Origin of the sequence: Alistipes sp. An54 (genome assembly GCF_002159375.1) — a bacterium.
GTDB lineage: Bacteria > Bacteroidota > Bacteroidia > Bacteroidales > Rikenellaceae > Alistipes > Alistipes megaguti.
This window is the reverse complement of sequence record NZ_NFIA01000002.1, coordinates 106,423-130,231: the sequence shown is the minus strand read 5'-3', so window position 1 is coordinate 130,231 and position 23,809 is coordinate 106,423. Positions and strand designations below refer to the sequence as shown.

The following is a 23,809-nucleotide window of genomic DNA, read 5'->3' as shown; positions in this document are numbered from 1 at the left end:
TCCGAAGTATGTTTCGCAAGACTTTTACCTATATGTTTGCGGCGCTGCTGCTCTCATCGGGGGTACTGCTGGCACAGCAGCCCGCCGTCGAGGCCCGCATTGCCGGTCTGGAGAACAATGCCGAGTACATGTCGCTGCTGGGCGAGGATGCCCGGTTGCAGCAGCGCGAGGATTCGATCGTGAATGCCGTGGCGCAATTGAGGCGTCAGCTGCGCGAGGATCCGGCACGCCGCCAGGAGTATTCGCAGCAGATCCTGCAGCTCGAAAGCCGGATCTTCGAGATCCGCAATGCGAAGGGCCGGCTGATCGACCGCATCAATACGATCGAACAGGAGTGGGTGCTGGCCAATCTGAATGGCGGTGTGCCGTCGGCGAACACCGCCGCGGAGAATCCGGCCGTGACGGTGCCCGATTCGCTGAAGGTGCGCAATCTGGTTGACAACCTCTACTTCCGCGAACATCTGGCCGAGGCCGATTACACGGCGCTGCGCCGCTCCCAGCAGCTCGAACCTCGCGCCCGGGAGTATGTCGACCGTTTCATGGCCAACTACGCCACGCTCCGCGATCTGGCCGAAACCTACGCCGCGGTGCAGACCGAACAGGAGGCCATGGAGATCTACGGACGGCTGAGGACCCTGCAGGGGGTGAACCGCGTCTTGTCGGATTCGCTCTCCGAGGTGTGGAACTACATCTTCGACAACAAGAACTACGCCTACGGTTATCTGCTCGATGAACTGGGCCAGGAGGAGATCCTCTCGCGCGAGGAGAAGGCTCTTTCGCGGGCGGCCCGCCGGCTCTCGGAGCTGAGCGATTCGACCGAATCGACGGCCGTGACGGACTATCTGCTGCGCAAACGGGTGTTGACCGACTACGAGACGGCAGTGGCCGGTGTCCTGTCGCTCGATGCGGCCCGGGATTCGCTGCGGGGGGTGGCCTCCGTGCTGGCGCAGGCGGACGAACGGCTGCCGCGCATCGCCGTGGCCGAACGCTACTTCCTGGACTACGACAGCGTGGCCTTCTCGTCGACGCCCAAATACACGTACAAGAACCCGATCCCCGAGTGCAAGGTCTACGCCAACGGCACGATCTACCGCATCCTGCTCGGAACGTTCAATACGAAGCGCGCCGCCGCGACCTTCCGCGGGGCCTATCCGCTGTTCTATCTGATCAACGACGACGGCAAGTGGTGCTACTATACGGGCGGTTTCGCCACGCTGGAGGAGGCGCAGGCGGCCCAGAAGGTGTTGAAGGAGCACGGTTTCGTGCGTCCGGAGATCGTGGTCTGGACCGACGGCGCGGAGCGGAACCTCTCGCGCGACCCCGAGGCGCAGAACCTCGCCTACCGGGTCGAGATCACCGGAACGGAGGCCCTCTCGGATGCCGTCAAGCAGGCCATCGCCGAGACGGCCGCCGGGCACGAACTCTCGCGCGTGGGTCAGCAGCTGTTCGTCGTCGGCGGGTTCAACGACCGCGCCGTGGCCGATCGTCTGGCCGATGCCGTCCGTCAGTTGGACCCCGCACTCGAAATTAAAGTGGTCGAGATGCCCAATCCGTGAGAATTTTTTGCTATCTTTAACTCCATAAAATCCCTCGAAGCGCTTTATGGAACTCTTCTACATCATTCTGCTCGTCTTCTTTGGCCTGCTATTCCTGCTGGCCGAACTGGTGCTGCTGCCCGGAGTCTCGATCGGCGCCATCCTGTCGCTGGTCTGCTACGGAAGCTCGATCTATCTGGCATTCAGGGATTACGGTACGACGGGCGGCGTGGTGGTCATCGCGGTTGTTCTGCTGTTGTCGCTTCTGGTGGTCGTCGTATCGCTGCGCGCCCGGACGTGGCAGCGCTTCTCGCTGCGGCAGGAGATCCGCTCGTCGAGCATGCCCGTGCTGCCGGCCGACGAATTGCAGGTCGGTGACCGCGGGCGCACCCTCTCGCGCCTCTCGCCGATGGGCAAGGTCGAGATCGGCGGCCGCACCTACGAGGCCAAATCCACCGGAGCCTACGTCGATCCGCAGCGCGAGGTCGAGGTCGTGGGCTTCGAGAATTTCAGCGTCATTGTCAAACCCCTCCCATAAAACACGTAACGTATGAATCTTCAGCTTGGACTGATCGCCTTGATCGTCGTCGTGAGCCTCTTTGCCATCTGGCTCATCTTCTATTTTATTCCCGTGGGACTGTGGTTCTCGGCACTGGTGTCGGGCGTGCGGATCAGTCTGCTGCAACTGGTGCTGATGCGCTGGCGCAAGGTACCCCCTTCGATCATCGTCTCGTCGATGATCGAGAGCACGAAGGCCGGTCTGGCGCTCAACCCCAACGAGCTGGAGGCCCACTATCTGGCCGGCGGCAATGTCACGAACGTCGTCCATGCACTGGTCTCGGCCCAGAAGGCCAACATCCTGCTCGACTTCAAGATGGCCACGGCCATCGATCTGGCGGGACGCGACGTCTTCGAGGCGGTGCAGATGTCGGTCAATCCGAAGGTGATCAACACGCCGCCGGTGGCCGCCGTGGCCAAGGACGGCATTCAGCTCATCGCCAAGGCCCGCGTCACGGTGCGTGCGAACATCAAACAGCTGGTCGGCGGTGCCGGTGAGGAGACCGTGCTGGCGCGTGTGGGCGAAGGCATTGTCTCGTCGATCGGTTCGGCCGCCACGCACAAGATTGTCCTCGAAAATCCCGATTCGATCTCGCGCGTGGTGCTCGAGAAGGGGCTCGATGCCGGTACGGCCTTCGAAATCCTCTCGATCGACATCGCCGACATCGACGTGGGCAAGAATATCGGCGCCCAGCTGCAGATGGACCAGGCCCAGGCCGACAAGAACATCGCCCAGGCCAAGGCCGAGGAGCGGCGTGCCATGGCCGTGGCTCTGGAGCAGGAGAACCGTGCCAAGGCCCAGGAGGCCCGTGCGAAGGTGATTCTGGCCGAAGCCGAGGTGCCGCTGGCCATGGCCGAGGCGTTTCGCAACGGAAACCTCGGAATCATGGACTATTACCGCATGAAGAACATGATGGCCGATACGCAGATGCGTGAGACCATCGCCCGGCCGGAGAAGAAATAGACGGCTTTGTTGACGGAATGGTATCGGGGCGCTGCGGCGCCCCTTTTTTGAATTCGGAACCCGAACAGCAAACACAATGATGAAGCGAATTCTTTTTCTGGCGGCAGCCCTTCTGATCGGGGTGGCCGCCGAGGCTGCGCGGATTGATACCGTGGCGGTCTTCAGCACCAAAATGCAACGTGAAATTCCGACCGTGGTGGTCCTTCCCGATGCGGCCGGCGAGGGGCATCGCCTCCCGACGCTCTATCTGCTGCACGGTTACGGCGGATCGCACCTCTCGTGGCTCGGAATCACCGACCTGCCGCGTCTGGCCGACGGTTTCGGTATGATTCTGGTCTGCCCCGACGGCGAAAACAGCTGGTACTGGGACAGTCCGCTCGATCCCCGCTCGCAGTTCGAGACCTTCGTCGCGCAGGAGCTGGTCGACTGGATGGATGCCCGCTATCCGACCTTGCCCGTGCGTGAAAAACGGGCCATCACGGGATTGAGCATGGGTGGCCACGGCGCATGGTGGATTGCACTGCACCATCGGGACCGGTTCGGTGCGGCGGGTTCCACCTCGGGAGGTGTGGATATCCGCCCCTTCCCCGATTCGTGGGAGATGAAGCGGCAGCTGGGCGAAGAGAAGAAGTTCCCCGAACGCTGGCGCGACCACACGGTGATCGAACAGGTCGACAGCCTGAAAAACGGCGATCTGGCCCTGATCTTCGATTGCGGGTACGAGGATTTCTTCTATGAGGTGAATCTGAATCTGCACAAGAAGCTCCTCGATCTGGGCATCGGTCACGACTTTCAGGTGCGGCCCGGGGCGCACAATGCGGCCTATTGGGCCATTTCGCTCCCCTCGCAGATGCTCTTCTTCTACCGTTACTTCGATCCCCGGGCGCTGAAAAAGTGATCCCCGGAACGGATCCCGGGGAGCACTGAAATCCGGACGGCCCCGCTTTCGGCCGTCAAGGTGCGCTGCATACGGGCTACGGAACGGGAACGGCCTCCCGTTCGGTGAGCGGTTCGGACGCCTCCTCCGGTGCCGCATCGAGGTGATCCTGCCACTTGATGGAGGCGTGGGTGCCGTCGCAGTAGGGCTTGTTGGCCGACTGGCCGCAGCGGCACAGCACCATGCGGTTGCGGATCTCGTAGGTTTGCCCCGTCTGGCGGCGCAGTGGAATGCCGCCCCGCACCCACAGCCCGCCGCTGGAGCCGATGGCCGGATCCTCGATCAGCCCCAGACTCGGTTCGAAACGAAACTCGTAGGGACGTCCCGAATCGCGGTCCCAGGCCATCAATCGTCCGCCGGGACACATCGAGGCGGCCCGGATAGCCAGGCGGCGCGAGGTCGGATCGCCGGACCGTTCGGTCAGCGCCCAGGCATCTCCCGAGGCGTGGCAGAAGCGCGCGAAGACACAGTATTGCGCATTGTCGCTCATGGCGAGGGTCTCGCCGCGGATCTCCTCCGAATGGGCCAGCAGCGGTTCGTCGCGGGCCGTGAGTGTCGGGTCCCAGCGGGCTGACGTATGGCTTCCGTCGCAATAGGGCTTGTGCTTCGAGGCTCCGCAGCGGCACAGGGCCGTGGGTTCCGAAGCGGTCGGAAAATGACGCCCCGGCAGAAAGTACCAGCTTTCGTATTCGGCATTGAGCATGATGAACTGCGTGGCCAGCGGCGGTCGGCCGTAGACCAGATAGGGGCCCTTCTCGCTCACGGTGATCGAGTAACAGTCGTCGGCCTGACGGCTTCCGGTTTCAATTTTCGGTGTCGACATATACTATATGCTTTTGGAATTCGTTAGTCCTTCGGCGGCAATAATTGTTCCGGATGCAAAAATCGCCGCTGTCGTGTGGAATTTGTCCCGCTTTTTGGTATCTTTGCAACGGTTTTTGGAATTGAAATTCAGTAAATACACGATGAATATGAAAAGATTCGCCGGGTGGTGTTGTGTGCTGGCCGCCGCCCTCTTCATCTCGTGCGGCAAGGACGATGTGACCGGGTCGCTTGCGTTCGACGAACCCGCCATCTTCTTCTCCGAGGGGGATACCGAGCCCGTGACGGTCCACTTTACGGCCTCGAACCTCGATACCTTCTCCATCTCGAGCAAACCGACCGGGTGGGACAATGTCGTCGTCAACAGCGCGGCCATGACCGTTACGGTTACTCCGCCGTCGACCTTCGACGAGGAGGATGTCAAAACCGGTACGGTGACGCTGAGCGGTTCGGGCCGCGACGGTGCCGCCGGCAGCGCTTCGATCTTCGTCGGGGTGGTTGCCCGGCAGGATCTCTCGGCGCAGCGGGCCAACAGCTACATCGTCTCCCAGAAGGAGACGAACTACCTGCTTGACGTCATGCACCGTCCCGACGACGCTTCGCTGGCAACGGTCTCGGTGGGCGTGGTGTGGCAGAGCGCTTCGAGTCTGATCCAGTATGTGACGCTCGACAACGGCAAGGCCTCGTTCTACGTCGGTGCCGACAGCAATGACGAAACGACGATCAAGTCGGGCAATGCCGTGATCGGTGCCTATGATGCCTCCGGAGCGCTGCTCTGGAGCTGGCACATCTGGGTGACCGCGTACGATCCCTCGGCGGCAGCCGGCCAGCGGCTTTTCAACGGGTACACGATGATGGACCGCAACCTCGGAGCGCTGGCTTCGGGCAATGAATCGACGGACGATATCCGCTCTTCGTACGGACTCTATTACCAGTGGGGCCGCAAGGATCCCTTCATCGGTCCGTCGACCTACAACTTTGCCAGCGGTACGGCCGCCACGATGTATAACGGCAGCAATGTAAGCCTTTCGGCGACTCCGGTGGAGACGAGTTCCTCGAACGGAACGGTGGATTACGCACGGCTTAATCCGCAGCTCTTCCTGAAGGGGGTCGAGGCGTCGGAGTACGACTGGCTGTGGAGCCACGACGCCGCGCTGTGGACGGCTCCCGGCACGGCCAAGAGCCTCTATGATCCCTGTCCGGCCGGCTGGCGCGTAGCTCCGGCGGCTGCCTTTGCGGGACTGACGCCCGAGGCCGCCTCGCTGGAGTGGGCCAATACGAAATACAGCGTGATGCTGGCCAAAGACGGCGTTTCGTCGCTCTTCATGGGGGCCGGACAGCGCACCTATCGCGACGGCAAGTTCCAGAACTTCTATTTCACGGATGCCGATCCGAAGAGTACGCGTGCCGACGAGGCCCAGCCCTGGATCGGCCTCTACTGGACGGCCGATGCGTCGACGGCGGAGAATCTCTCCGCAGCCGTCTATTTCCACTACGGCAGTGCGGAGGCCGTTGAGGCCCCCTACGCCCTGCGGCGTGCCGGTGGACTCCCGGTCCGCTGCGTGAAGGAGTAGTTTCGGCCGCAGAGGGGCTCGCAGGTGCGGATACCCCGGCAGCCAGACCCTCAATAGAGCCGGTTCCCGTTTGAGGGGACCGGCCTCTTTTTTTCCGACGCAGAGGCGGAGGAGCGGTTGTGCAATCGGTCAGGGGAATTCCGGCGTCGACCCGGAATTTCGGTACGACACTTGCAAGGATTCTCGAAAATCTTTGCACATGGAAATCAAAACAGGGAAAGGGTCCATTCCGCTCGTCGTGCTGCTGGCCATCTGGTCCGTGTCGGCCATCGCTTCGCTGCCCGGACTGGCCATCTCGCCCATTTTGGGCGATCTGAACAAGGTATTCCCGAAAGTGACCGATCTGGAGATCCAGATGCTGACGTCGTTGCCGTCGCTGCTGATCATCCCCTTCGTGCTGCTGTCGGGCAAACTCTCCGAAGGTCGCGACAAACAGCGGATTCTCGCCGTCGGACTGTCGATCTTCTTTCTGAGCGGCGTGGCCTGCCTCTTCCTGCGCAGCATCGTCAGTCTGATTGTCGCCAGCTGCATCCTCGGCATCGGCGCCGGGATGGTCATCCCCCTTTCCACGGGGCTTGGCGTCGAGTACTTCACGGGCGACCGGCGTGTGCGGCAGCTGGGTTACAGCTCGGCGATCAACAACCTGACGCTCGTCGTAGCCACCGTGGTGACGGGTTATCTGGCCAATGTCGACTGGCACCTCCCCTTTCTGGTCTATACGCTGCCGGGGCTCTCGCTGGTCCTGTCGTTCTTTCTGCGGCGCCGTCCTCCCGAGCCCGAACCCGCCCGGAGCATCCAGCTGCGCAACAAACGCATCGATTGGCGGAAACTTGTCGGCCTGATGCTCTTCTACTTCTTCATCACCTATGCCGTGCTGGCCATCGTCTACTACGCATCGTTCCTGATCGACGATTACCGCATCCGCAGCTCCTTCTCCGGGGTGCTGATCGCATTGTTCTTTCTGGCCATCATGCTGCCGGGACTCTTTGTCGACCGCATCATCCGGCGGCTCCGATCGTGGGTCAATTTCGTCGCGCTGCTCTCGGTGGCTGCCGGACTGCTGTGTCTGGGGCTCTTCCGCAGCGAAGCGATGCTCGTCGTCGGGGCGCTGCTGGCCGGTTACGGCTACGGCATCATGCAGCCCGTCATCTATGACAAGGCCGCTACGATCGCTCCGCCGCGATCGGCTACGCTGGCCCTCTCGTGCGTCATGGCGATGAACTACCTGGCGGTGATGATCTGCCCCTTCGTCGTGGATCTCTTCCGCGATCTCTTCCACACGCACGGCGAACGGTTCCCCTTCCTGTTCAATGCCGTGCTGGTGGCGGTCATGGCCGCCGTGACGTGGATGCGCCGTGCGGACTTTACCCTCGGATTGGGCGAGGAGTACTACCGCGACTGATGCTCCCGGGGGTGGCGACCCGAAAAAGAGAGATCCGGGATGCCAATTTTCTGCCTCTGTTCTCTCTGTTCTCTCTGCTCTCTCTTTCTCTCTGCTCTTCCTGCCCCCCCCCTCTCTTGATCAGTCGCGGTTGAGGAAGAAGATCGGAATGTTGGCCAGGAAGACATCCTTGCCCGAGAGCTGCGGGCGTTTGGCGATCAATTCGCTCAGCAGGATGTCGCCGATGACGTAGTTGCTCTCCTCGCTGATGAACTGCTCGTGGATCTTCGTGAAGCGGAGGATCTGCCGGACGTCGGTTTCGCGGTAGCGGGCGTAGATCTTCAGCTGGATGTCGGTCGTGTATTCGGGCTTCTCGATGTAGTTCATCTTCTTGTACTCGTAGCGGTAGTTGTGCTGCCGGGCCATGATGTCGCTCAGGATCGACGAGGCTGTCGGAAGGCTTCCGGCCCCCTTGCCGAACATGAACTGGCGGTCGTAGCACTCGCCGCGGATCACCACGCCGTTGTACTCGTCGTCGACGCTGTAGATGTACTTCGACGGGGTGACGAACTCCGGCATGACGAACATCGTGAAGTGCTCGTCGCTCACCTTGACGACCTGTGCCACCAGTTTGATCTTGACGTTCTTTTCGCGGGCGTAGCGGATATCCGAGTCGTGGATCGTCGAGATGCCGTAGGTGAAGATCCGCTCCGGGGCGACGTACGTTCCCAGGGCGTGGACCGTGATGATGACCAGTTTGAAGAGCGAGTCGTAGCCCTCGATGTCGAACGACGGGTCACTCTCGGCAAACCCCAGCGCCTGGGCCTGAGCCAGCGCATGGGCGTAGGAGTCGCGGTGGTCGAAGACCCGCGAGAGGATGTAGTTCGACGAACCGTTCAGAATGCCCTTCACCTCGAGCAGCAGGTCGTTGTCGTAATACTCCTCGAGGTTGCGGATTACGGGGATCGAACCGCACGACGAGGCATCGTAGAGCAGCGCCACGCCGCGCGTCTTCTGAATCTCGATCAGTTCCGGAAGGTGGTGGGCCAGCATCGTCTTGCTGCCCGAAACGACCGGAATGCCGCGCAGCATGGCCCGTTTGACAATCCGGTAGGCCGCCTCGGCATCGTTGATCACCTCGACGACCAGATTCACGTTCTGGTTGTCCAGAATGTCGTCCACCGACGAGGTGAAGAGCTCCGGATCGACTTCGATCTTGCGGGGTTTCTGCGGGTCGCGCACGCAGATCTTCACGATCTCGGCGTGGGCGTTCTTCGATTTGCGCACCACTTCGTAGATGCCCTGTCCGACGACGCCGAATCCGAACAGTCCGATTTTGATTTTCGTCATAGCCGTATTTGTTTTTTGTTTGTTGATCAGAGAGGTTGTATCACGGCTCCGCCTCGAAGGGGCGCAGCAGCGCGTTGAGTTGTTCGTATTCGACCAGAAAGCCGTCGTGACCGAACGGCGAGTCGATCTCTCCGTAACGGCTTCCGGGGATCCGGCGTTGCAGGCGCCGCATCTCGGCCGGGGTGAAGATGATGTCGGTCGTGATCCCGACGATGAGCGTCCGGGCCCGGATCCGCCCGAGGGCCGCCTCTACCCCGCCCCGTGCGTATCCGACGTCGTGCGTGTCGAAGGCATCGAGGATCACGTGGTACGAATAGGCGTTGTAGCGCCGGCAGAGCTTCTCGCCCTGGTATTGCTGATAGGTACAGGCGCGGTGGCTTTCGGGCGACTCCTCGCGGTCCTGCTGCGTGAGGTTGTAGCCTTCGGGGCCGCGGTAGCTCAGCAGTCCCAGGGCCCGGGCCGTGGCCAGCCCCTTCATGCCGGCATCGGGGCGCTCCTGGCCGTAGGTTGCGTCGGCCTCGAGGGCCATGCGCTGCGTCTCGTTGATGGCGATGTTCCAGGGCGAGGCCTTGGCATCGGTGGCGATCAGCACCAGCCGCTCGATCCGTTCCGGCTCCCCGACGGCCCACTCCACGGCCTGGAATCCCCCGACCGAACTCCCCACCAGCAGTGCAATCCGTCCGATGCCGAGTGCGTCGGCCAGCAGGCGGTGGGCCCGCACCATGTCGCGGATCGTGACGTGCGGAAAGCTGCCGTACCAGGGACGGCCCGTCGCCGGATTCACGTGCAGCGGCCCGGTCGTGCCGTAGTGCGAGCCGAGGATGTTGGCACAGACCACAAAGTAACGGTCCGGGTCGAGAAAACGCCCCTGCTCCACCGTGTGAGGCCACCAGTCGGCCACCTCCGAATTGGCCGTCAGCGCATGGCAGACCCATGCGACGTTGTCGCGTGCGGCATTCAGCCGGCCGTAGGTGTGGTAGGCGATGCGCAGTTCGGGCAGCACAGCGCCCGATTCGAGTCGGAAGGGCCCGGGGGCCCGATAGATCGTCGGTTCCATCGTGAGGCGTTTCGGCGTGCGGTTATTCGACGTGGGTGAAGGCCTGCTCGAAGTCCTCGATCAGATCCTCGACATTTTCGAGTCCGACCGAGATGCGCAGCATCGTCGGCGTGACGCCGGCGGCCGCCAGATCGGCCTCGCTCAACTGCTTGTGGGTCGTTGAGGCGGGATGGGTCACTACGGTGATCGAGTCGCCGATCATCGTCATGTTGGCTGCCAGGCGGAGCGACTCGACGAAGCGCACGGTGCTCTCCAGCGTTCCCTGCAGCTCGATGGTGAAGACCGCCGACGACCCGAACCGGTAGTATTTGCGGGCGTTGTCGTGGCTCGGATGGGTGTCGAAACCCACGTAGCTGACCGTGCGCACCTTCGGGTGGAGGCGGCAGAATTCGGCCAGCCGGCGCGTCGATTCGACCTCCTGACGCACGCGCAGCGAGAGGGTCTCCAGACCGATCAGCATCAGGTACGAATCGAACGGCGAGGGGCAGCACCCCATGTCGCGCAAGCCGTCGACGCGGCACTTGACGATGAAGGCCGCCGCACCGAACGCCTCGTGGAGATTCAGCCCGTGGTAGCCTTCCGAAGGTCCGTCAATCTGCGGGAACTTGCCGTTGGCCCAGTTGTAGTTGCCGCCGTCGACGATCACGCCGCCCATCGACGTCCCGTGGCCGTTGATCCACTTCGTGGCCGAGTCGACGACGATGTTGGCCCCCCACTCGAAGGGGTTGCATAGGTAGCCCGCCGCGCCGAACGTATTGTCGACCACCAGCGGCACGTCGCGCCGCCGCGCCAGTTTGCCCAGCGCCTCCAGATCCGGCACGGCACAGGTCGGATTGCCCATGCTCTCGACGTAGAGGGCCTTCGTGCGATCGTCGATCAGCGCCTCGAACGACGCGGGATCCTCGCTCGGAGCGATGCGGCAGTCGATGCCCAGCCGGCGCAGCGTGATGCGGAACTGGTTGTAGGTGCCGCCGTAGAGGAACGGCGAGGTGACGATGTTGTCGCCCTCGCCGGCCAGCGAGAGCACCGTGACCAGAATGGCCGACATGCCCGACGAGACGGCCAGCGCCCCGACGGCTCCGTACAGGGCGGCGATGCGCTCCTCGAAGGCTGCCGTCGTGGGGTTCTGCAGCCGGGTGTAGATATTCCCGGCTTCGCTCAGTTCGAAGAGCCGCGCCGCATGGTCGCAGCTACGGAAACGGTAGGCTGCCGTGGGCCAGATGGCTATTCCGCGCGAACCGGTCGGTTCGTCGGGGTTGAGTCCGGCATGGATCTGCCGGGTCTCGAATCGGTACTTTCGCGTATCCATTTCAATTGACGTTTGATATAGCGGTTTTACAAAAAAATCCGACTTTCTTCAAAGCCGGATCATATCGTTTCTGCACACGAAAAGGTTACACCCGGCTTGCTCGGCTGCACATGCACATGACCATCATCGTCGTCGAGGAGGTGTCGACGACTTTCTGCGTATATACGCGATATGTGGTTTGTGCCTTCATGCCGCTTTCCGGATCGTGTTGTTGGTGCAAATATAGAAAAAGATTTTAATAAATGCAACCCGACACAAGAAAAGCCCCGCATTTTTCGTGCGGGGCTTTTCGCGGGTTTCCGTGGCCGGGCTTTCGGCCGGCCCGGGCCGGGTATGGGATTTTCACGCCCGGCGGTCGATCAGCTCGATTCCCTGACGGGTAGCTGCACCGCGCAGTATCGTGCGGCAGAAGAGGCTCAACTCTTCACGCGAGGTGCCGTTCAGCCGCAGGTCGAGCAGCGAGCCCATCAACTGTTCGGTAAAGGCCGCAGCGTCGATCTCGGGCAGCAGCAACTCCTGTTTGCGACAGGAGTCGAGCAGCAGTGAGAGCTCCTTGTGCCAGAATTCGCGGTGTTCGTCGTAGTGCTCGGCGAAGACCACCTTGCGGCGCAGGTCCGACAGAAAGCTGTGATCCACCTTGTAGAGGTTCTCGATGTACTGGTTCATCAACCGGAGGGCCTTCTGCAGGGGATTTCCTCCCCGGCGTTTGCGACAGGCAACGATCTGCTGCTGCTGTTCGTTGCGCATGGCGTCCAGACAGGCGCCGATCAGATCGTTCTTGTCGGTGAACATTTCGTAGAGCGTGCGTTTCGAGATGCCCAGCGTCTGTGCAATCTCATCGACCCGCACGGCACGGATGCCGTTGCGGGAGATGAACTCCTGCGTCGTGCGGATGATCTCTTCCTTGGTCGCTCCCCGTTTCATTACTTTTCCTCCTGGCTTGTAAGGTCACGTCCGCCGCCGAGAGCCTGATAGAGGCTCACGATGCCCTGGATCTCGTCGAACTGATCGGTGATCTGCGACAGCTGGGCCGAGAGCAGCGACTGTTGGGCGGTCAATACCTCGAGGTAGGTCGTCGTGCCGTGCTGCATGAGCAGTTCGGTAGCCTCGACGGCACGCTCGAGCGCCTCGATCTGGGCGATGCGCAGATCGGTCTTGGCGCGGGCCGACTGGCACTGCACCAGTGCGTTGTTGACCTCGGCTCCGGCATTGAGCAGCGCCTGCTGGAATGCCAGACGCGACTCCTCCTGCTGGGCTTTGGCGATCTTCACCTGGGCGCGGTTGGCGTTGGCGTTGAAGATCGGCTGCAGCAGCGATGCGGCGGCCGTCCAGATCAGCTTGCCCGGATCGACAATGATGCCGTTGTTGTTCGTCCAGCCGAGCGTACCGCTCAGCGTGATCGACGGATAGAGCGCCGACCGTGCACTGGCCGTAGCGTAGTAGGACTGCATGAGCGAGTATTCGGCCTGACGGATGTCGGGACGGTTCGAGAGCATCTGCAGGGGCACGCCCACGGCCAGCGTGGCGGGCATCTGCTGTGCCTCCAGAAGACCGCGCTCGATCGGATGCGGGGCCTCGCCCAGCAGCGAGCAGAGGCTGTTTTCGGTCTGCGTGCGCTGGTAGGCCAGATCGTGCAGCGACGCCTCGATCGAGAGCGTGTTGGCCTCGTACTGGGCCACGCCGGCCTCGTTGGTCAGACCCGCATCCTTCATGGCGCGCATCATCTCGACGCTCTGACGCCATTTGGCGGCCGTCTCTTCGGTCACCGTGTACTGGCTGTCGAGCATCAGCAGCGTGTAGTAGAGGTTGGCCACGCTGGCGATGAGCTGCGTCTTGACGGCCTGCTCATACTCCTGGCTCTGCAGGTAGAGTGCCTTGGCCTTGCGTTTGGCGTTGGTCAGACCGTTGAAGATGTCGATCTGCCAGCTGGCCGTCACGGGAATCGTGTAGGTTTTCGTCGGCGTGGCGCCGTCGAAGCTGCTCAGCGAACCCTGGGGGGCGAAGTTGAACGACGGCAGGTAGGCCAGCCGCGCCGATTTGAGCGTGGCTTCGGCCTCCTTGACGCGCCATCCGGCCGATTGCAGGTCGGTGTTGTTCTCCAGAGCCCGCGTGATGAGCGTCTGCAGCTGCGGATCGGTGAACATCTCCTGCCAGTTGATGTCGCCCAGCGTGGTCGAGTCGTTGGTCTCGGCCGTGCCGTACAGTCCGTCGGTCATCACCTCGGGACGGGTGTAGGGCTTGTAGATGCCGCAGCCGGTCATGGCCGCTGCAGCCAGTATGATGATGGCTTTTCTCATGGTTTACTCCTCCTCTTTCTCGTTTTTAACCTCTTCTACTTCGGCGCGTACGGCCCACTGCGGATCGGGATCCAGTTCGAGGGGTTTGATCTTCTCCTGAAGCGTCTCGAAGACGATGAACAGCGACGGCACGAGGAACAGCAGGGCCAGCGTTCCGACGATCATACCTCCGACGACACCCGAACCCAGCGTCGAGTTGCCGTTGGCACCTACGCCGTGCGACAGTACCAGCGGGATCATACCGAAGACGCAGGTCAGCACGGTCATCAGGATAGGACGCAGACGGACCTTGGCGGCCGAGACGGCGGCCTGCGTGAGGCTCATGCCCGCACGGCGGCGGTCGGCGGCGTACTCCGTGATCAGGATGGCGGTCTTCGACAACAGACCGATCAGCATGATGATACCCGTCTGGAGGTAGATGTTGTTTTCGAGTCCCATGATCTTGGCCAGCAGGAACGAACCCATCAGTCCGCACGGTACGGCCAGAATGACGGCGAACGGCAGCAGGAAGCTCTCGTACAGGGCGCTCAGGAGCAGGTAGATCAGCAGGATGCAGATACAGAAGATGATGATCGTGTTGCTGCCCGTCTGGGCCTCCTCACGCGTGATGCCGTCGAACTCGTAGCCGTAGCCTCGGGGCAGTACCTGGGCGGCAACCTCCTGGATGGCCTTGATGGCGTCACCCGACGAGTAACCGTCGGCGGCCATACCGTTCACGGCGATCGAGTTGTACATGTTGAAGCGGTTGAGCACCTCCGAACTGTAGACACGCGTCAGGTTGACGAACTGACTCAGCGGAGCCATCTCGCCGCTTTCGGTACGGACGAAGACGTTGTTCAGCGATTCGGTGTCGAGCCGGTATTTCGGGTCGGCCTGGATCGTCACGTAGTACATCTTCGAGAATCGGTTGATGTTCGAGACGTACTGTCCTCCGTAGTATCCCGAGAGGGTCGAGAGGATGGTCGAGGGCGATACGCCGGCGCGTTTGGCCTTGGCGGCGTCGATGTCGACCATGTACTGCGGGAAGTTGATGTTGAAGGTCGAGTAGGCACGGGCGATTTCGGGGCGCTGGTTCAGCGCGGCGATGAACTGCAGGTAGATGTTGTAGAAATCGGTCAGATCACCGCCCGTCTTGTCTTGAAGGTTCATCGAGAAACCGGTCGACGTACCGTAACCCGAGATCATGGGCGGAGCCACGGCGAAGAGCTGGGCATCCTTGATGTCGGCCGTGCGGGCGTAGATCTGGTTGATGACCGCATTGACGGCATCCTCCTTATCGGGACGCTCGTCCCAGTCCTTCAGCTTGATGATACACATACCGTACGACGTACCCTGACCGGCGATCATGCCGTAACCGGCCGTCTGCATGAAGTCCTTGATCTGCGGGATGCTCCGGACGCGTCCGGCGATCTCCTCCATGACCTTGTTGGTTTCGGAGAGGGTCGAACCCGGGGCGGTGGTGACGTTGACCATGATGGTACCCTGGTCCTCGTCGGGCACCAGACCCGTCTTGGTGGAGTCCATCAGCACGATCAGTGCCACCAAGGCCAGGCCGAGCGTCGACCACATGAGCCACTTGTGCTTGATGAAGAGCATCACGCCGTGCTTGTACTTGGCCACCAGGGCGCCGAAGGCGGTGTTGAAGGCCTTGCGGAAGCGGGCTGCGAAGTTGTCGCGCATCTCGCCGTTCTCATCCATATAGGGTCTCAGGATCAGGGCGCAGAGGGCCGGCGAGAGGGTCAGGGCGTTGACGGCCGACAGACCCACGGACACGGCCATCGTGATACCGAACTGCGTGTAGAAGACACCCGACGTACCGCCCATCATCGCCACGGGGATGAACACGGCCATGAAGACGAGCGTCGAGGTAACGATGGCCGACGTGATACCCGACATGGCGTCGATCGTGGCCATGTAGGAGGACTTGTATCCGGCGTCGAAGCGCGCCTGAACGGCCTCGACGACGATGATGGCATCATCGACCACCGTACCGATCGCAAGTACCAGGGCGAAGAGCGTCAGCAGGTTGATCGAGAATCCGGCCACCGACAGGAAGGCGAACGTACCGACCAGGGCCACGATGATCGAGACCGTCGGGATGAGCGTCGAACGGATATCCTGCAGGAAGACGTATACGACGAGGATTACGAGCAGAATGGCCTCGAAGAGGGTCTTGACCACCTCCTTCATCGAGGCGTAGAGGAAGTCGTTGACGCTCTGCAGGTGGGCGATGGCGATGCCTTTGGGCAACTCCTGCGAGATTTCGTCGAGCAGCGCGTTGACGTCGTTGACGACCTGAGTGGCGTTCGAGCCGGCGGTCTGGAAGACCATGGCGCTGACGCCCGGGTGTCCGTTCGTGTAGCCCTTGAAGGCGTAGGATTCACGGCCGAGTTCGATGTCGGCGATATCCTTCAGACGCAGGACGTTGCCGTCGGCATCCGAGCGGATGACCACCTGCCCGAACTCTTCGGGGGTCTGCATACGTCCGCGATACTTCATCGTATACTGGAACGTATTGTCGGAGTTCTCACCCAGCGTACCGGTAGCCGATTCGATGTTCTGCTCGGCCAGTGCCGCCGTTACGTCCGACGGGATGAGCTTGTACTGGGCCATGACGTCGGGCTTGAGCCAGACACGCATCGAGTAGTCGGCGCCCAGCGTGAAGGCTTCGCCGACGCCCTGGACACGCAGGATTCGGGGCTCGATATTGATCTTCAGGTAGTTCGACAGGAACGTTTCGTCGTAGCTGTCGTCGGGGCTGTAGAGCGAGAAGATCTTCACCATGGAGGTCTGACGCTTCATGGTGGTCACACCGATCTGCGTTACCTCGGAAGGCAGCTGTCCGGTGGCGGTCGATACCTTGTTCTGTACGTTCACGGCCGCCATGTCGGGGTCGGTTCCCTGGCGGAAGTAGATCGAGATCGAGGCGCTTCCGGCTGCGGCGCTCGAGGTGATGTAGGTCATGTTCTCGACGCCGTTGATGGCCTCCTCGAGGGGCACGACCACCGATTTCTGAATGGTCTCGGCACTGGCTCCCGGATAGGAGGCACGTACCATGACCGTCGGGGGCGCGATGTCGGGGTATTGCTCGATAGGCAGTGTTGCAAGGCCGATGATGCCCGCAATCACGATGACAATGGAGATGACCGACGCCAGTACGGGTCGTTCAATGAAATGTCTGAGTGTCATGGGTTATTCCTCCTTTTCGGTTTGAGTCTGGGCCGAAGCGGCCTTCTGCTCGGTCTGGTTATCGGCGGCGGCAGCCTGCTCCTGGTTCTCTGCGTTCTCTGCGGCGGCAGGAGCTGCGGCAGCCTCTTCGGCGGGAGCAGCCTGAGCGGCGGCCTCGCCCTTCGGACGGATCGGCGTGCCCTCACGCATCAGGCCGACACCCTCGGTGACGATCACATCGCCCGGGACCAGTCCCGACGTGACGATATATTCCTGCCCGTTGGAGATCTTCTCGACGCTGAGCGGGGTCGACGTGGCCTTGCCGTCTACGACCTTGTAGGCGAATACCTTGTCCTGAATCTCGAACGTGGCGGCCTGCGGCACGACGATGCAGTTCTTGAACGAGTTGGTCAGCACGACGTTGCCCGAACCTCCGCTGTGGAGCAGTCCGTCGGGGTTGGGGAATGCGGCGCGCAGCGAAACGCTGCCCGTCGAGGTGTCGATCACACCGCTGATCGACTCCACGCGGCCCTTCTTGTCATACATCGAGCCGTCGTTGAGCTGCAGCTCGACATCGGGCATGTTCTTCAGCGTCTGGGCGATCGAGCCGTAGCGGCGCGTGAGGTTGAGCAGCTGGTTTTCGGTCATCGAGAAGTAGACATACATGGTCGAGTTGTCCGAGACGGTGGTCAGCGGCTGGGGCATCGAGGCGCTCACCAGGGCACCCACCCGGTAGGGAAGCGTGCCGACGACGCCGTTCGACGGAGCCTTGACAACCGTATAGGAGAGGTTGTTGGCCGCGTTTACGCGCTGAGCTTCGGCCTGAGCCAGCTGGGCCTTGGCCGTGAGCAGGTTGTTCTCGGCGGTCGAGAGGTCGAACTGCGAGACAACGTTGCGGGCGAAAAGTTCTTTTTTGCTGTCATAGGTAAGTTGGGCCGTGGCCACGCTGGCTTCGGCGGCTGCGACATTGGCCTCGGCGGTCTGCAGGGCGGCCTTGTAGGGGACCTGGTCGATGATGAAGAGGGTCTGCCCCTTCGAGACGTTCTGACCTTCGGTGACGCAGAGCTGCCAGATGGTTCCCGAAACCTGCGGATAGATGTCGATGTCCTGGCGACCGCGGATCGTTGCCGAGTAGTTGGTCGGGATTTCGCGGTCGGTCTGGGCGATGGTCATCACGGCATACTCGCCGGGACCCATGGCCGTCGGAGCCTGTCCACATGCAACGGCAGCCAGGCAAGATGCCCAAACGGCCGCTTTCACGAATGTTTGCTTCATAACTTTCCTTTGCTTTATTGTACTAAAAAACTTTTTCAGGTGCAAAAGTATCTTAAAAACGGTGCCGATGTGCCTTATATTGCGAACAGTGTTGGCACTTTTCGGAACAATAATAGAGAAATTAACTCTTTTTTCACTATTTTTGTTCGAAAAAAGAATTCACATGACCTCAATCAACCCGTTAATCACCTCTGCGGAGGAGCAGTTCATTGTCGGCGAGTCCGATTTTTCCTACTTCGAGCAGAATGCCCACCGCCTCGAGGGGTGTGCCATTCTCTTCTGTCGGGAGGGACATGCGGAGGTGATGGTCGATCAGTGTCAGGGGCGGCTGCAATGCAATTCGACGGTGTTGCTGCTGCCGGGGAGCTATCTGCTTTTTCTGGATCGGACGGAGAATTTTCGTGCCTCGTACTGCACATTTTCGCGGGATCTTTTTCTGGAGGCGGCCTTCCGCCTGGATCCGGGATTTTTCGAGATCGTGCATCGCAATCCCTTCTCGTCGACTCCCCCGCAACGGATTGTCGACGGAACCAATATCTGGTTTCAGATGATGGCCTTCAACTACCGCGACCGGCAGAACATCTACCGCAATACGATTGTCAAGAACCGGCTGCAGAACGTCCTGCTGGAGATCTACGACAAGATGCAGCGTTTTGCTTCGAAGCAGATGCCGGCCGGAGAGTCGACGACACGTCAGACAGAGCTGTTTCAGCGCTTTGCAGCCCTTGTTCACGAATATTGCTCGCAGGAGCGCGAGGTGTCCTTCTATGCCGACCGGCTCTGCATCTCGGCGCGTTATCTGTCGACGATCGTGCGCAGCGTGGCCCATACGTCGGCCAAGGAGTTCATCGACCGCTCGGTGATGCTTGAGATCCGGATGATGCTCCGCTCGACGGATCTTTCGGTGCAGGAGATCGCCTACCGGTTGAAATTCCCCGATCAGTCCTATCTGGGCCGCTTCTTCAAGAAGCACGCCGGGGAGTCCCCCACCGAATACCGCAACGCACGACGGGGATAATCGCATCCTGCTGTGGCGGTTTTTTTGGTCTTCAAGGGGCGGCTTTGGACCCGAATTTGCCGCATTCCCGGTGGAGTCGCCTGATATATATAGGTGACTGGATACAATCGGCGGCGGAACGGACGATTTCTGGAAACCGACATAATGAAAACTTCGATTTTTCGTTTTCAGAACGACGCGATGCCTCGGATGTCGCATCCTGCGTTTGCGGGTGAGACGGATGCGGGGCGGCGTCGATTCGGGACACGGAAAATTCCGGCTAATATTCGAATGCTATGAAAGTCATGCTTTTCGGGACGCAACCTTACGACAAGGAGTCCTTCGAGCGGATCCGTCCGAATTTCGGCTTCGAGGTCTGCTACCATCGCAGCCATCTGAATGCCAACAACGTAGCGTTGGCCAAGGGGGCGGATGTTGTCTGTATCTTCGTCAACGATACGGCCGATGCCGAGACGATCGGCGCCCTCTCGGAGATGGGCGTGCGGCTCATAGCCCTGCGCTGTGCGGGTTTCAACAACGTGGATCTGAAGGCGGCGGCCCGTTACGGGATTCCGGTGGTACGGGTTCCGGCCTATTCGCCGCACGCCGTGGCGGAACACGCCGTGGCACTGATGCTGGCGCTCAACCGCAAGATCCACCGTGCCTACTGGCGCACGCGCGACGGGAACTTCTCGCTGCACGGTCTGATGGGCTTCGACATGTACGGCAAGACGGCCGGCATCATCGGTACGGGCAAGATTGCCCGGGAACTGATCCGCATTCTGAAGGGCTTCGGCATGGAGATTCTGGCCTATGACCTCTACCCCGACGAGGCTTATGCCGCCCGTGAAGGGATCACCTACGTCGGGCTTGAGGAGCTTTACAGCCGTTCGGACATCATCTCGCTCCACTGCCCGCTGACCGACCAGACGCGTTACATGATCGGCGACGTGGCCATTTCGCACATGAAGCCGGGGGTGGTGCTCATCAATACGGGCCGCGGGCAGCTGATCCATACCGAGGCGCTGATCGACGGACTGAAGGAGAAACGCATCGGTGCGGCCGGTCTGGATGTCTACGAAGAGGAGGCGGCCTACTTCTACGAGGATACCTCGGACCGCATTATGGACGACGACGTGCTGGCGCGCCTCCTGTCGTTCAACAACGTGATTGTCACCTCGCATCAGGGATTCTTCACCCGGGAGGCGTTGGACAACATCGCGCGCATTACGATGTTGAACATCAGTGAATTCGAGGCTCGCAAGCCCTTGACGAACGAGGTGCGTATCGACGCCGAGTGACCCGTCCCGCGATCGGGAGCACGACGGACGAGGAGGAGCGGATCCGGCACGGGGTCGCTCCTCCTGCCGTCTGCGGACCGGTGCGGGCGGACGCGACGGCCGAGGGTGTGCGGGGCCGGCAGCCGTGCTGCCGGGAGAATGCGTAAAACGGGTAGGCGGATCCGTAATCCGGGTATGGTTCGGAGGGCGGAAAGATGCTACTTTTGTACCGTAAAACCTTCATCCCGAATCTTATGAACGGAATCTGGAACCTTTTATGGACCGCCCTGCTGTTGGTAGCGGGCGGATGTGTACAAACGTTACAAGCACAGCATATGGAAAAACCTCAGAAAGTCAGCCCGTTTCCCGTGGGTGACAAATTACCGGAACAGTTTTCGAAGTATTTTATCGGTCAGGCCTGGCTGGCACCGCTGACCCGTGAATCGGCGCTTCACGTGCCGGTTTCGAACGTGACCTTCTCGCCCGGATGCCGCAACAACTGGCACAGCCATACCGGCGGTCAGCTGCTGATTGCCGTCGGCGGGCGGGGCTATTATCAGGCCCGGGGCGAGGCAGCCCGGGAGTTGCTGCCGGGTGATATCGTCGAGATCGCACCTGATGTCGAACACTGGCACGGAGCGGCTCCCGACAGCTGGTTCTCGCATCTGGCTGTCGAGTGCAATCCGCAGACCAACGTCAATACGTGGCTCGAACCCGTCGACGACGCGCAGTATGCGGCCGCCACAACCGCTGCAGCCGCCGCTCCGGTCCTCAGCGAGGATGCCCGGCAGCTGCTGGAGCAGTTGTTCCCGGGTGAAACGCCCATTTTGGGCGGTGAAGATCCCGAACTGGCGGAAATTTTTGCTAATTTTGCACTCGGCGAAGTTCCCTCCCACAGCGATCTCGATCTGCGGACGCGCCTGCTCTGTACGCTGGCCTCGGCCGTGGCGCTGGAGAGCCGGACGCTCTTCCGGACGACCCTTGAGGCGGCTCTTCATACGGGCATAACCCCCGTCGAGGTGAAGGAGGTGCTCTACCATGCGGTCCCCTACGCCGGAATGGCGCGTGTGGCCGATCTGCTGGAGCTGACCAACGACATGCTGCGGGCCCGGGGCGTGAAGCTGCCGCTTGCGCCGCAGGGGACGACTTCGCGCGAGGACCGTTTCGAAAAGGGTCTGGCTGTGCAGCGGTCGATCTTCGGTGCCGCGAACATCGACGCCATGCGTGCCGCGGCTCCCGGGGAGGAGCGTCACATCCAGGATTTCCTCTCGGCCAACTGCTTTGGCGACTACATGACCCGCGGCGGGCTGGACGAGCCGATGCGCGAACTGGTGACCTTTTCGATCCTCATCTCGCTCGGCGGCTGCGAACCCCAGGTCAAGGGGCATATCGCCGGCAACGTGCAGGTGGGCAACGACAAGCGCAAACTGCTGGCCGTGGTGACGCAGCTGCTGCCGTGGATCGGTTATCCGCGGACGCTCAACGCCATCGGTTGCCTGAACGAGGTGCTGCCCGGGAAGAAGTAGGCTTCTGCGGAAGGAGGGGGAGCGGAATGCGGTGAATGATCGACGAATGAGCGTGTGCATCCGTCGGAATGAGATAGTGAGATAGAACAAACTGAATACCCATGCTGCGAAAAATCCGGATCGCATTGGCGACCCTCTTCTTCGTTCTGATCACGCTGTTGTTCCTCGACTTTACGGGGAGCATCCATGCGTGGTTCGGTTGGATGGCCCGGATCCAGTTTCTGCCCGCCGTGCTGGCGTTGAACGTCGGGGTGGTGCTCTTTCTGGTGGTGCTGACGCTCCTCTTCGGGCGCATCTACTGTTCGGTGATCTGCCCGCTGGGCGTCCTGCAGGACCTCGTCTCGTGGTTCTCCGGACGGCGGCGCAGGCACCGCAACCGTTTTGTCTACCGGCCGGCCCGGACGTGGCTGCGCTGGACGGTGCTTGTGCTCTTCATCGGGGTGATGGCCGCCGGTCTGGGAAGCATCGGCGCACTGATCGCCCCCTACAGCGCCTACGGACGCATGGTCCAGAGCCTCGTGGCTCCGTTCTACGGTTGGGGCAACAACCTGCTGGCCTGGGCGGCCGAGCGTCTGGACAGCTACGCCTTCTATTCGGTCGATGTCTGGCTGAAGAGCCTCCCGACGCTGCTCGTTGCCGGGGTGACCTTCGTGGTGATCTTCGTGCTGGCGTGGCGTGGCGGACGCACATGGTGCAATACGGTCTGCCCGGTGGGCACGGTGCTGGGCGAGTTGTCGCGCTTCTCGCTCTTCAAGCCGCGCTTCGACGTGTCGAAGTGCAACGGTTGCAAGCTCTGCGCCCGCAACTGCAAGGCTTCGTGCATTGATCCGGCGGCTCACACGATCGACTACAGCCGCTGTGTGGCCTGCATGGACTGTCTGGAGCACTGCCGCCAGGGGGCCATCTCCTATACGTGGCGGCACTCGGCACCGAAACCGGCCGCCGGAACCGACGCAAAGGGACCGGACCGGAAGAAGAGTCTCTCGCGGTCGACGGCCGCTTCTGTCCAGGTTGTCTCCCCCGCTGCAGTTACGACCGATAGCCCTGTTTCGGCCACGGTTATCTCCCCCGCTGTCTTTGCAGCCTCTGCTGCCTCGGTGAATGCCCCGGCCTCCCCGGCTTCGGAGAGTTCCGCCGGGGGGAAGGTTTCGCGCCGCGGATTCCTCGGCGTGGTGGGACTGCTGGTGGGTTCGGCCATTCAGGCCCAGGAGAAGAAGGTCGACGGAGGACTGGCCTTTATCGAGAAGAAACGCGCCCCGGAGCGGTCGACGCCGCTCGTGCCGCCCGGAGCCCGGAGCCTGCGGGATTTCCTCGCCCACTGCACGGCCTGCCAGCTCTGTGTGACGGTCTGCCCGAATCAGGTGCTGCGACCGTCGGGCGATCTGATGCGGCTGATGAAGCCCGAGATGTCGTACGAACGCGATTACTGCCGTCCCGAGTGCACGAAGTGCGCGGAGGTCTGCCCGACGGGTGCCATCCGCCTGACGGATCTGGCCGAGAAGTCCTCGATCCAGATCGGCCACTCGGTGTGGATTCCCGAAAACTGCGTGGTGCGGACCGACGGCGTCTCGTGCAGCAACTGCGCCCGCCACTGCCCGGTCGGGGCGATCCACATGGTGCCGAGCGATCCGAATGACCCCCATTCGCTGCACATTCCGACCATCGACGAGGCCCGTTGCATCGGCTGCGGGGCGTGTGAAAACCTCTGCCCGGCCCGACCCTTCAGCGCCATAGTCGTCGAGGGGCATCAACAACACAAAACGCTCTAAACGGTGAAAG

General features: G+C 61.5%; 18 protein-coding genes. 10 read left to right on the top strand and 8 right to left on the bottom strand.

The annotated features are described in order from the left end of the window. Window positions 1–8 precede the first annotated feature (8 nt). From B5G09_RS02910 to B5G09_RS02895, 4 genes are all read left to right on the top strand, one after another. Window positions 9–1,556, top strand: coding sequence for an SPOR domain-containing protein (locus B5G09_RS02910; protein WP_087404087.1), 1,548 nt, complete (start codon window positions 9–11; stop codon window positions 1,554–1,556). Between the two features lie 46 nt (window positions 1,557–1,602). Next, complete coding sequence (locus B5G09_RS02905; protein WP_087403972.1) at window positions 1,603–2,073, top strand: NfeD family protein; 471 nt, start codon at window positions 1,603–1,605, stop codon at window positions 2,071–2,073. 12 nt (window positions 2,074–2,085) lie between these two features. Next, a complete protein-coding gene (floA, locus tag B5G09_RS02900; RefSeq protein ID WP_087403971.1) occupies window positions 2,086–3,057 on the top strand; it encodes a flotillin-like protein FloA in 972 nt (323 codons plus the stop codon). A gap of 76 nt (window positions 3,058–3,133) precedes the next feature. Next, entirely contained in the window at window positions 3,134–3,955 is an 822-nt protein-coding gene (locus tag B5G09_RS02895) for an alpha/beta hydrolase family protein (RefSeq protein ID WP_206384404.1), read from the top strand. 76 nt (window positions 3,956–4,031) lie between these two features. Here the strand turns inward: B5G09_RS02895 and B5G09_RS02890 are convergent, their stop codons facing one another. Beyond that, on the bottom strand, window positions 4,032–4,817 hold the full coding sequence (locus tag B5G09_RS02890; RefSeq protein ID WP_087403970.1) for a CDGSH iron-sulfur domain-containing protein: 786 nt from the start codon (window positions 4,815–4,817) through the stop codon (window positions 4,032–4,034). Between the two features lie 148 nt (window positions 4,818–4,965). Between B5G09_RS02890 and B5G09_RS02885 the strand changes: the two genes are divergently transcribed. Together B5G09_RS02885 and B5G09_RS02880 are read left to right on the top strand one after the other, a co-directional pair. Continuing rightward, complete coding sequence (locus B5G09_RS02885) at window positions 4,966–6,390, top strand: hypothetical protein (protein ID WP_087404084.1); 1,425 nt, start codon at window positions 4,966–4,968, stop codon at window positions 6,388–6,390. A 199-nt stretch (window positions 6,391–6,589) separates the two neighbouring features. Then, entirely contained in the window at window positions 6,590–7,792 is a 1,203-nt protein-coding gene (locus tag B5G09_RS02880; RefSeq protein ID WP_087403969.1) for an MFS transporter, read from the top strand. A 120-nt stretch (window positions 7,793–7,912) separates the two neighbouring features. On the opposite strand, the gene B5G09_RS02875 is transcribed toward B5G09_RS02880, so the two are convergent. From B5G09_RS02875 to B5G09_RS02845, 7 genes are all read right to left on the bottom strand, one after another. Next, complete coding sequence (locus B5G09_RS02875) at window positions 7,913–9,121, bottom strand: homoserine dehydrogenase (protein ID WP_087403968.1); 1,209 nt, start codon at window positions 9,119–9,121, stop codon at window positions 7,913–7,915. A gap of 40 nt (window positions 9,122–9,161) precedes the next feature. After that, window positions 9,162–10,178 carry a homoserine O-acetyltransferase gene (gene metX / locus B5G09_RS02870; protein WP_087403967.1) on the bottom strand — a complete coding sequence of 339 codons (1,017 nt, stop codon included), beginning with the start codon at window positions 10,176–10,178 and terminating at the stop codon, window positions 9,162–9,164. 22 nt (window positions 10,179–10,200) lie between these two features. After that, entirely contained in the window at window positions 10,201–11,487 is a 1,287-nt protein-coding gene (locus B5G09_RS02865; protein ID WP_087403966.1) for an aminotransferase class I/II-fold pyridoxal phosphate-dependent enzyme, read from the bottom strand. A gap of 342 nt (window positions 11,488–11,829) precedes the next feature. Further along, complete coding sequence (locus B5G09_RS02860) at window positions 11,830–12,411, bottom strand: TetR/AcrR family transcriptional regulator (RefSeq protein ID WP_087309279.1); 582 nt, start codon at window positions 12,409–12,411, stop codon at window positions 11,830–11,832. After that, window positions 12,411–13,784, bottom strand: coding sequence for a TolC family protein (locus B5G09_RS02855; protein ID WP_087403965.1), 1,374 nt, complete (start codon window positions 13,782–13,784; stop codon window positions 12,411–12,413). Before B5G09_RS02855 ends, B5G09_RS02860 begins: the two co-directional genes overlap by 1 nt. Before the next feature lie 3 nt (window positions 13,785–13,787). Beyond that, window positions 13,788–16,973: an efflux RND transporter permease subunit gene (locus tag B5G09_RS02850; protein WP_087403964.1), complete on the bottom strand. Its 3,186-nt coding sequence runs from the start codon at window positions 16,971–16,973 to the stop codon at window positions 13,788–13,790. 3 nt (window positions 16,974–16,976) lie between these two features. Then, entirely contained in the window at window positions 16,977–18,227 is a 1,251-nt protein-coding gene (locus B5G09_RS02845; protein ID WP_087403963.1) for an efflux RND transporter periplasmic adaptor subunit, read from the bottom strand. A 163-nt stretch (window positions 18,228–18,390) separates the two neighbouring features. Between B5G09_RS02845 and B5G09_RS02840 the strand changes: the two genes are divergently transcribed. From B5G09_RS02840 to B5G09_RS02825, 4 genes are all read left to right on the top strand, one after another. Next, window positions 18,391–19,245 carry a helix-turn-helix domain-containing protein gene (locus tag B5G09_RS02840; protein WP_087309283.1) on the top strand — a complete coding sequence of 285 codons (855 nt, stop codon included), beginning with the start codon at window positions 18,391–18,393 and terminating at the stop codon, window positions 19,243–19,245. 275 nt (window positions 19,246–19,520) lie between these two features. After that, window positions 19,521–20,525 carry a 2-hydroxyacid dehydrogenase gene (locus B5G09_RS02835; RefSeq protein WP_087403962.1) on the top strand — a complete coding sequence of 335 codons (1,005 nt, stop codon included), beginning with the start codon at window positions 19,521–19,523 and terminating at the stop codon, window positions 20,523–20,525. 233 nt (window positions 20,526–20,758) lie between these two features. Continuing rightward, window positions 20,759–22,030 carry a carboxymuconolactone decarboxylase family protein gene (locus B5G09_RS02830; RefSeq protein ID WP_087404083.1) on the top strand — a complete coding sequence of 424 codons (1,272 nt, stop codon included), beginning with the start codon at window positions 20,759–20,761 and terminating at the stop codon, window positions 22,028–22,030. Between the two features lie 101 nt (window positions 22,031–22,131). Continuing rightward, complete coding sequence (locus tag B5G09_RS02825) at window positions 22,132–23,799, top strand: 4Fe-4S binding protein (protein WP_087403961.1); 1,668 nt, start codon at window positions 22,132–22,134, stop codon at window positions 23,797–23,799. Window positions 23,800–23,809 lie beyond the last annotated feature (10 nt).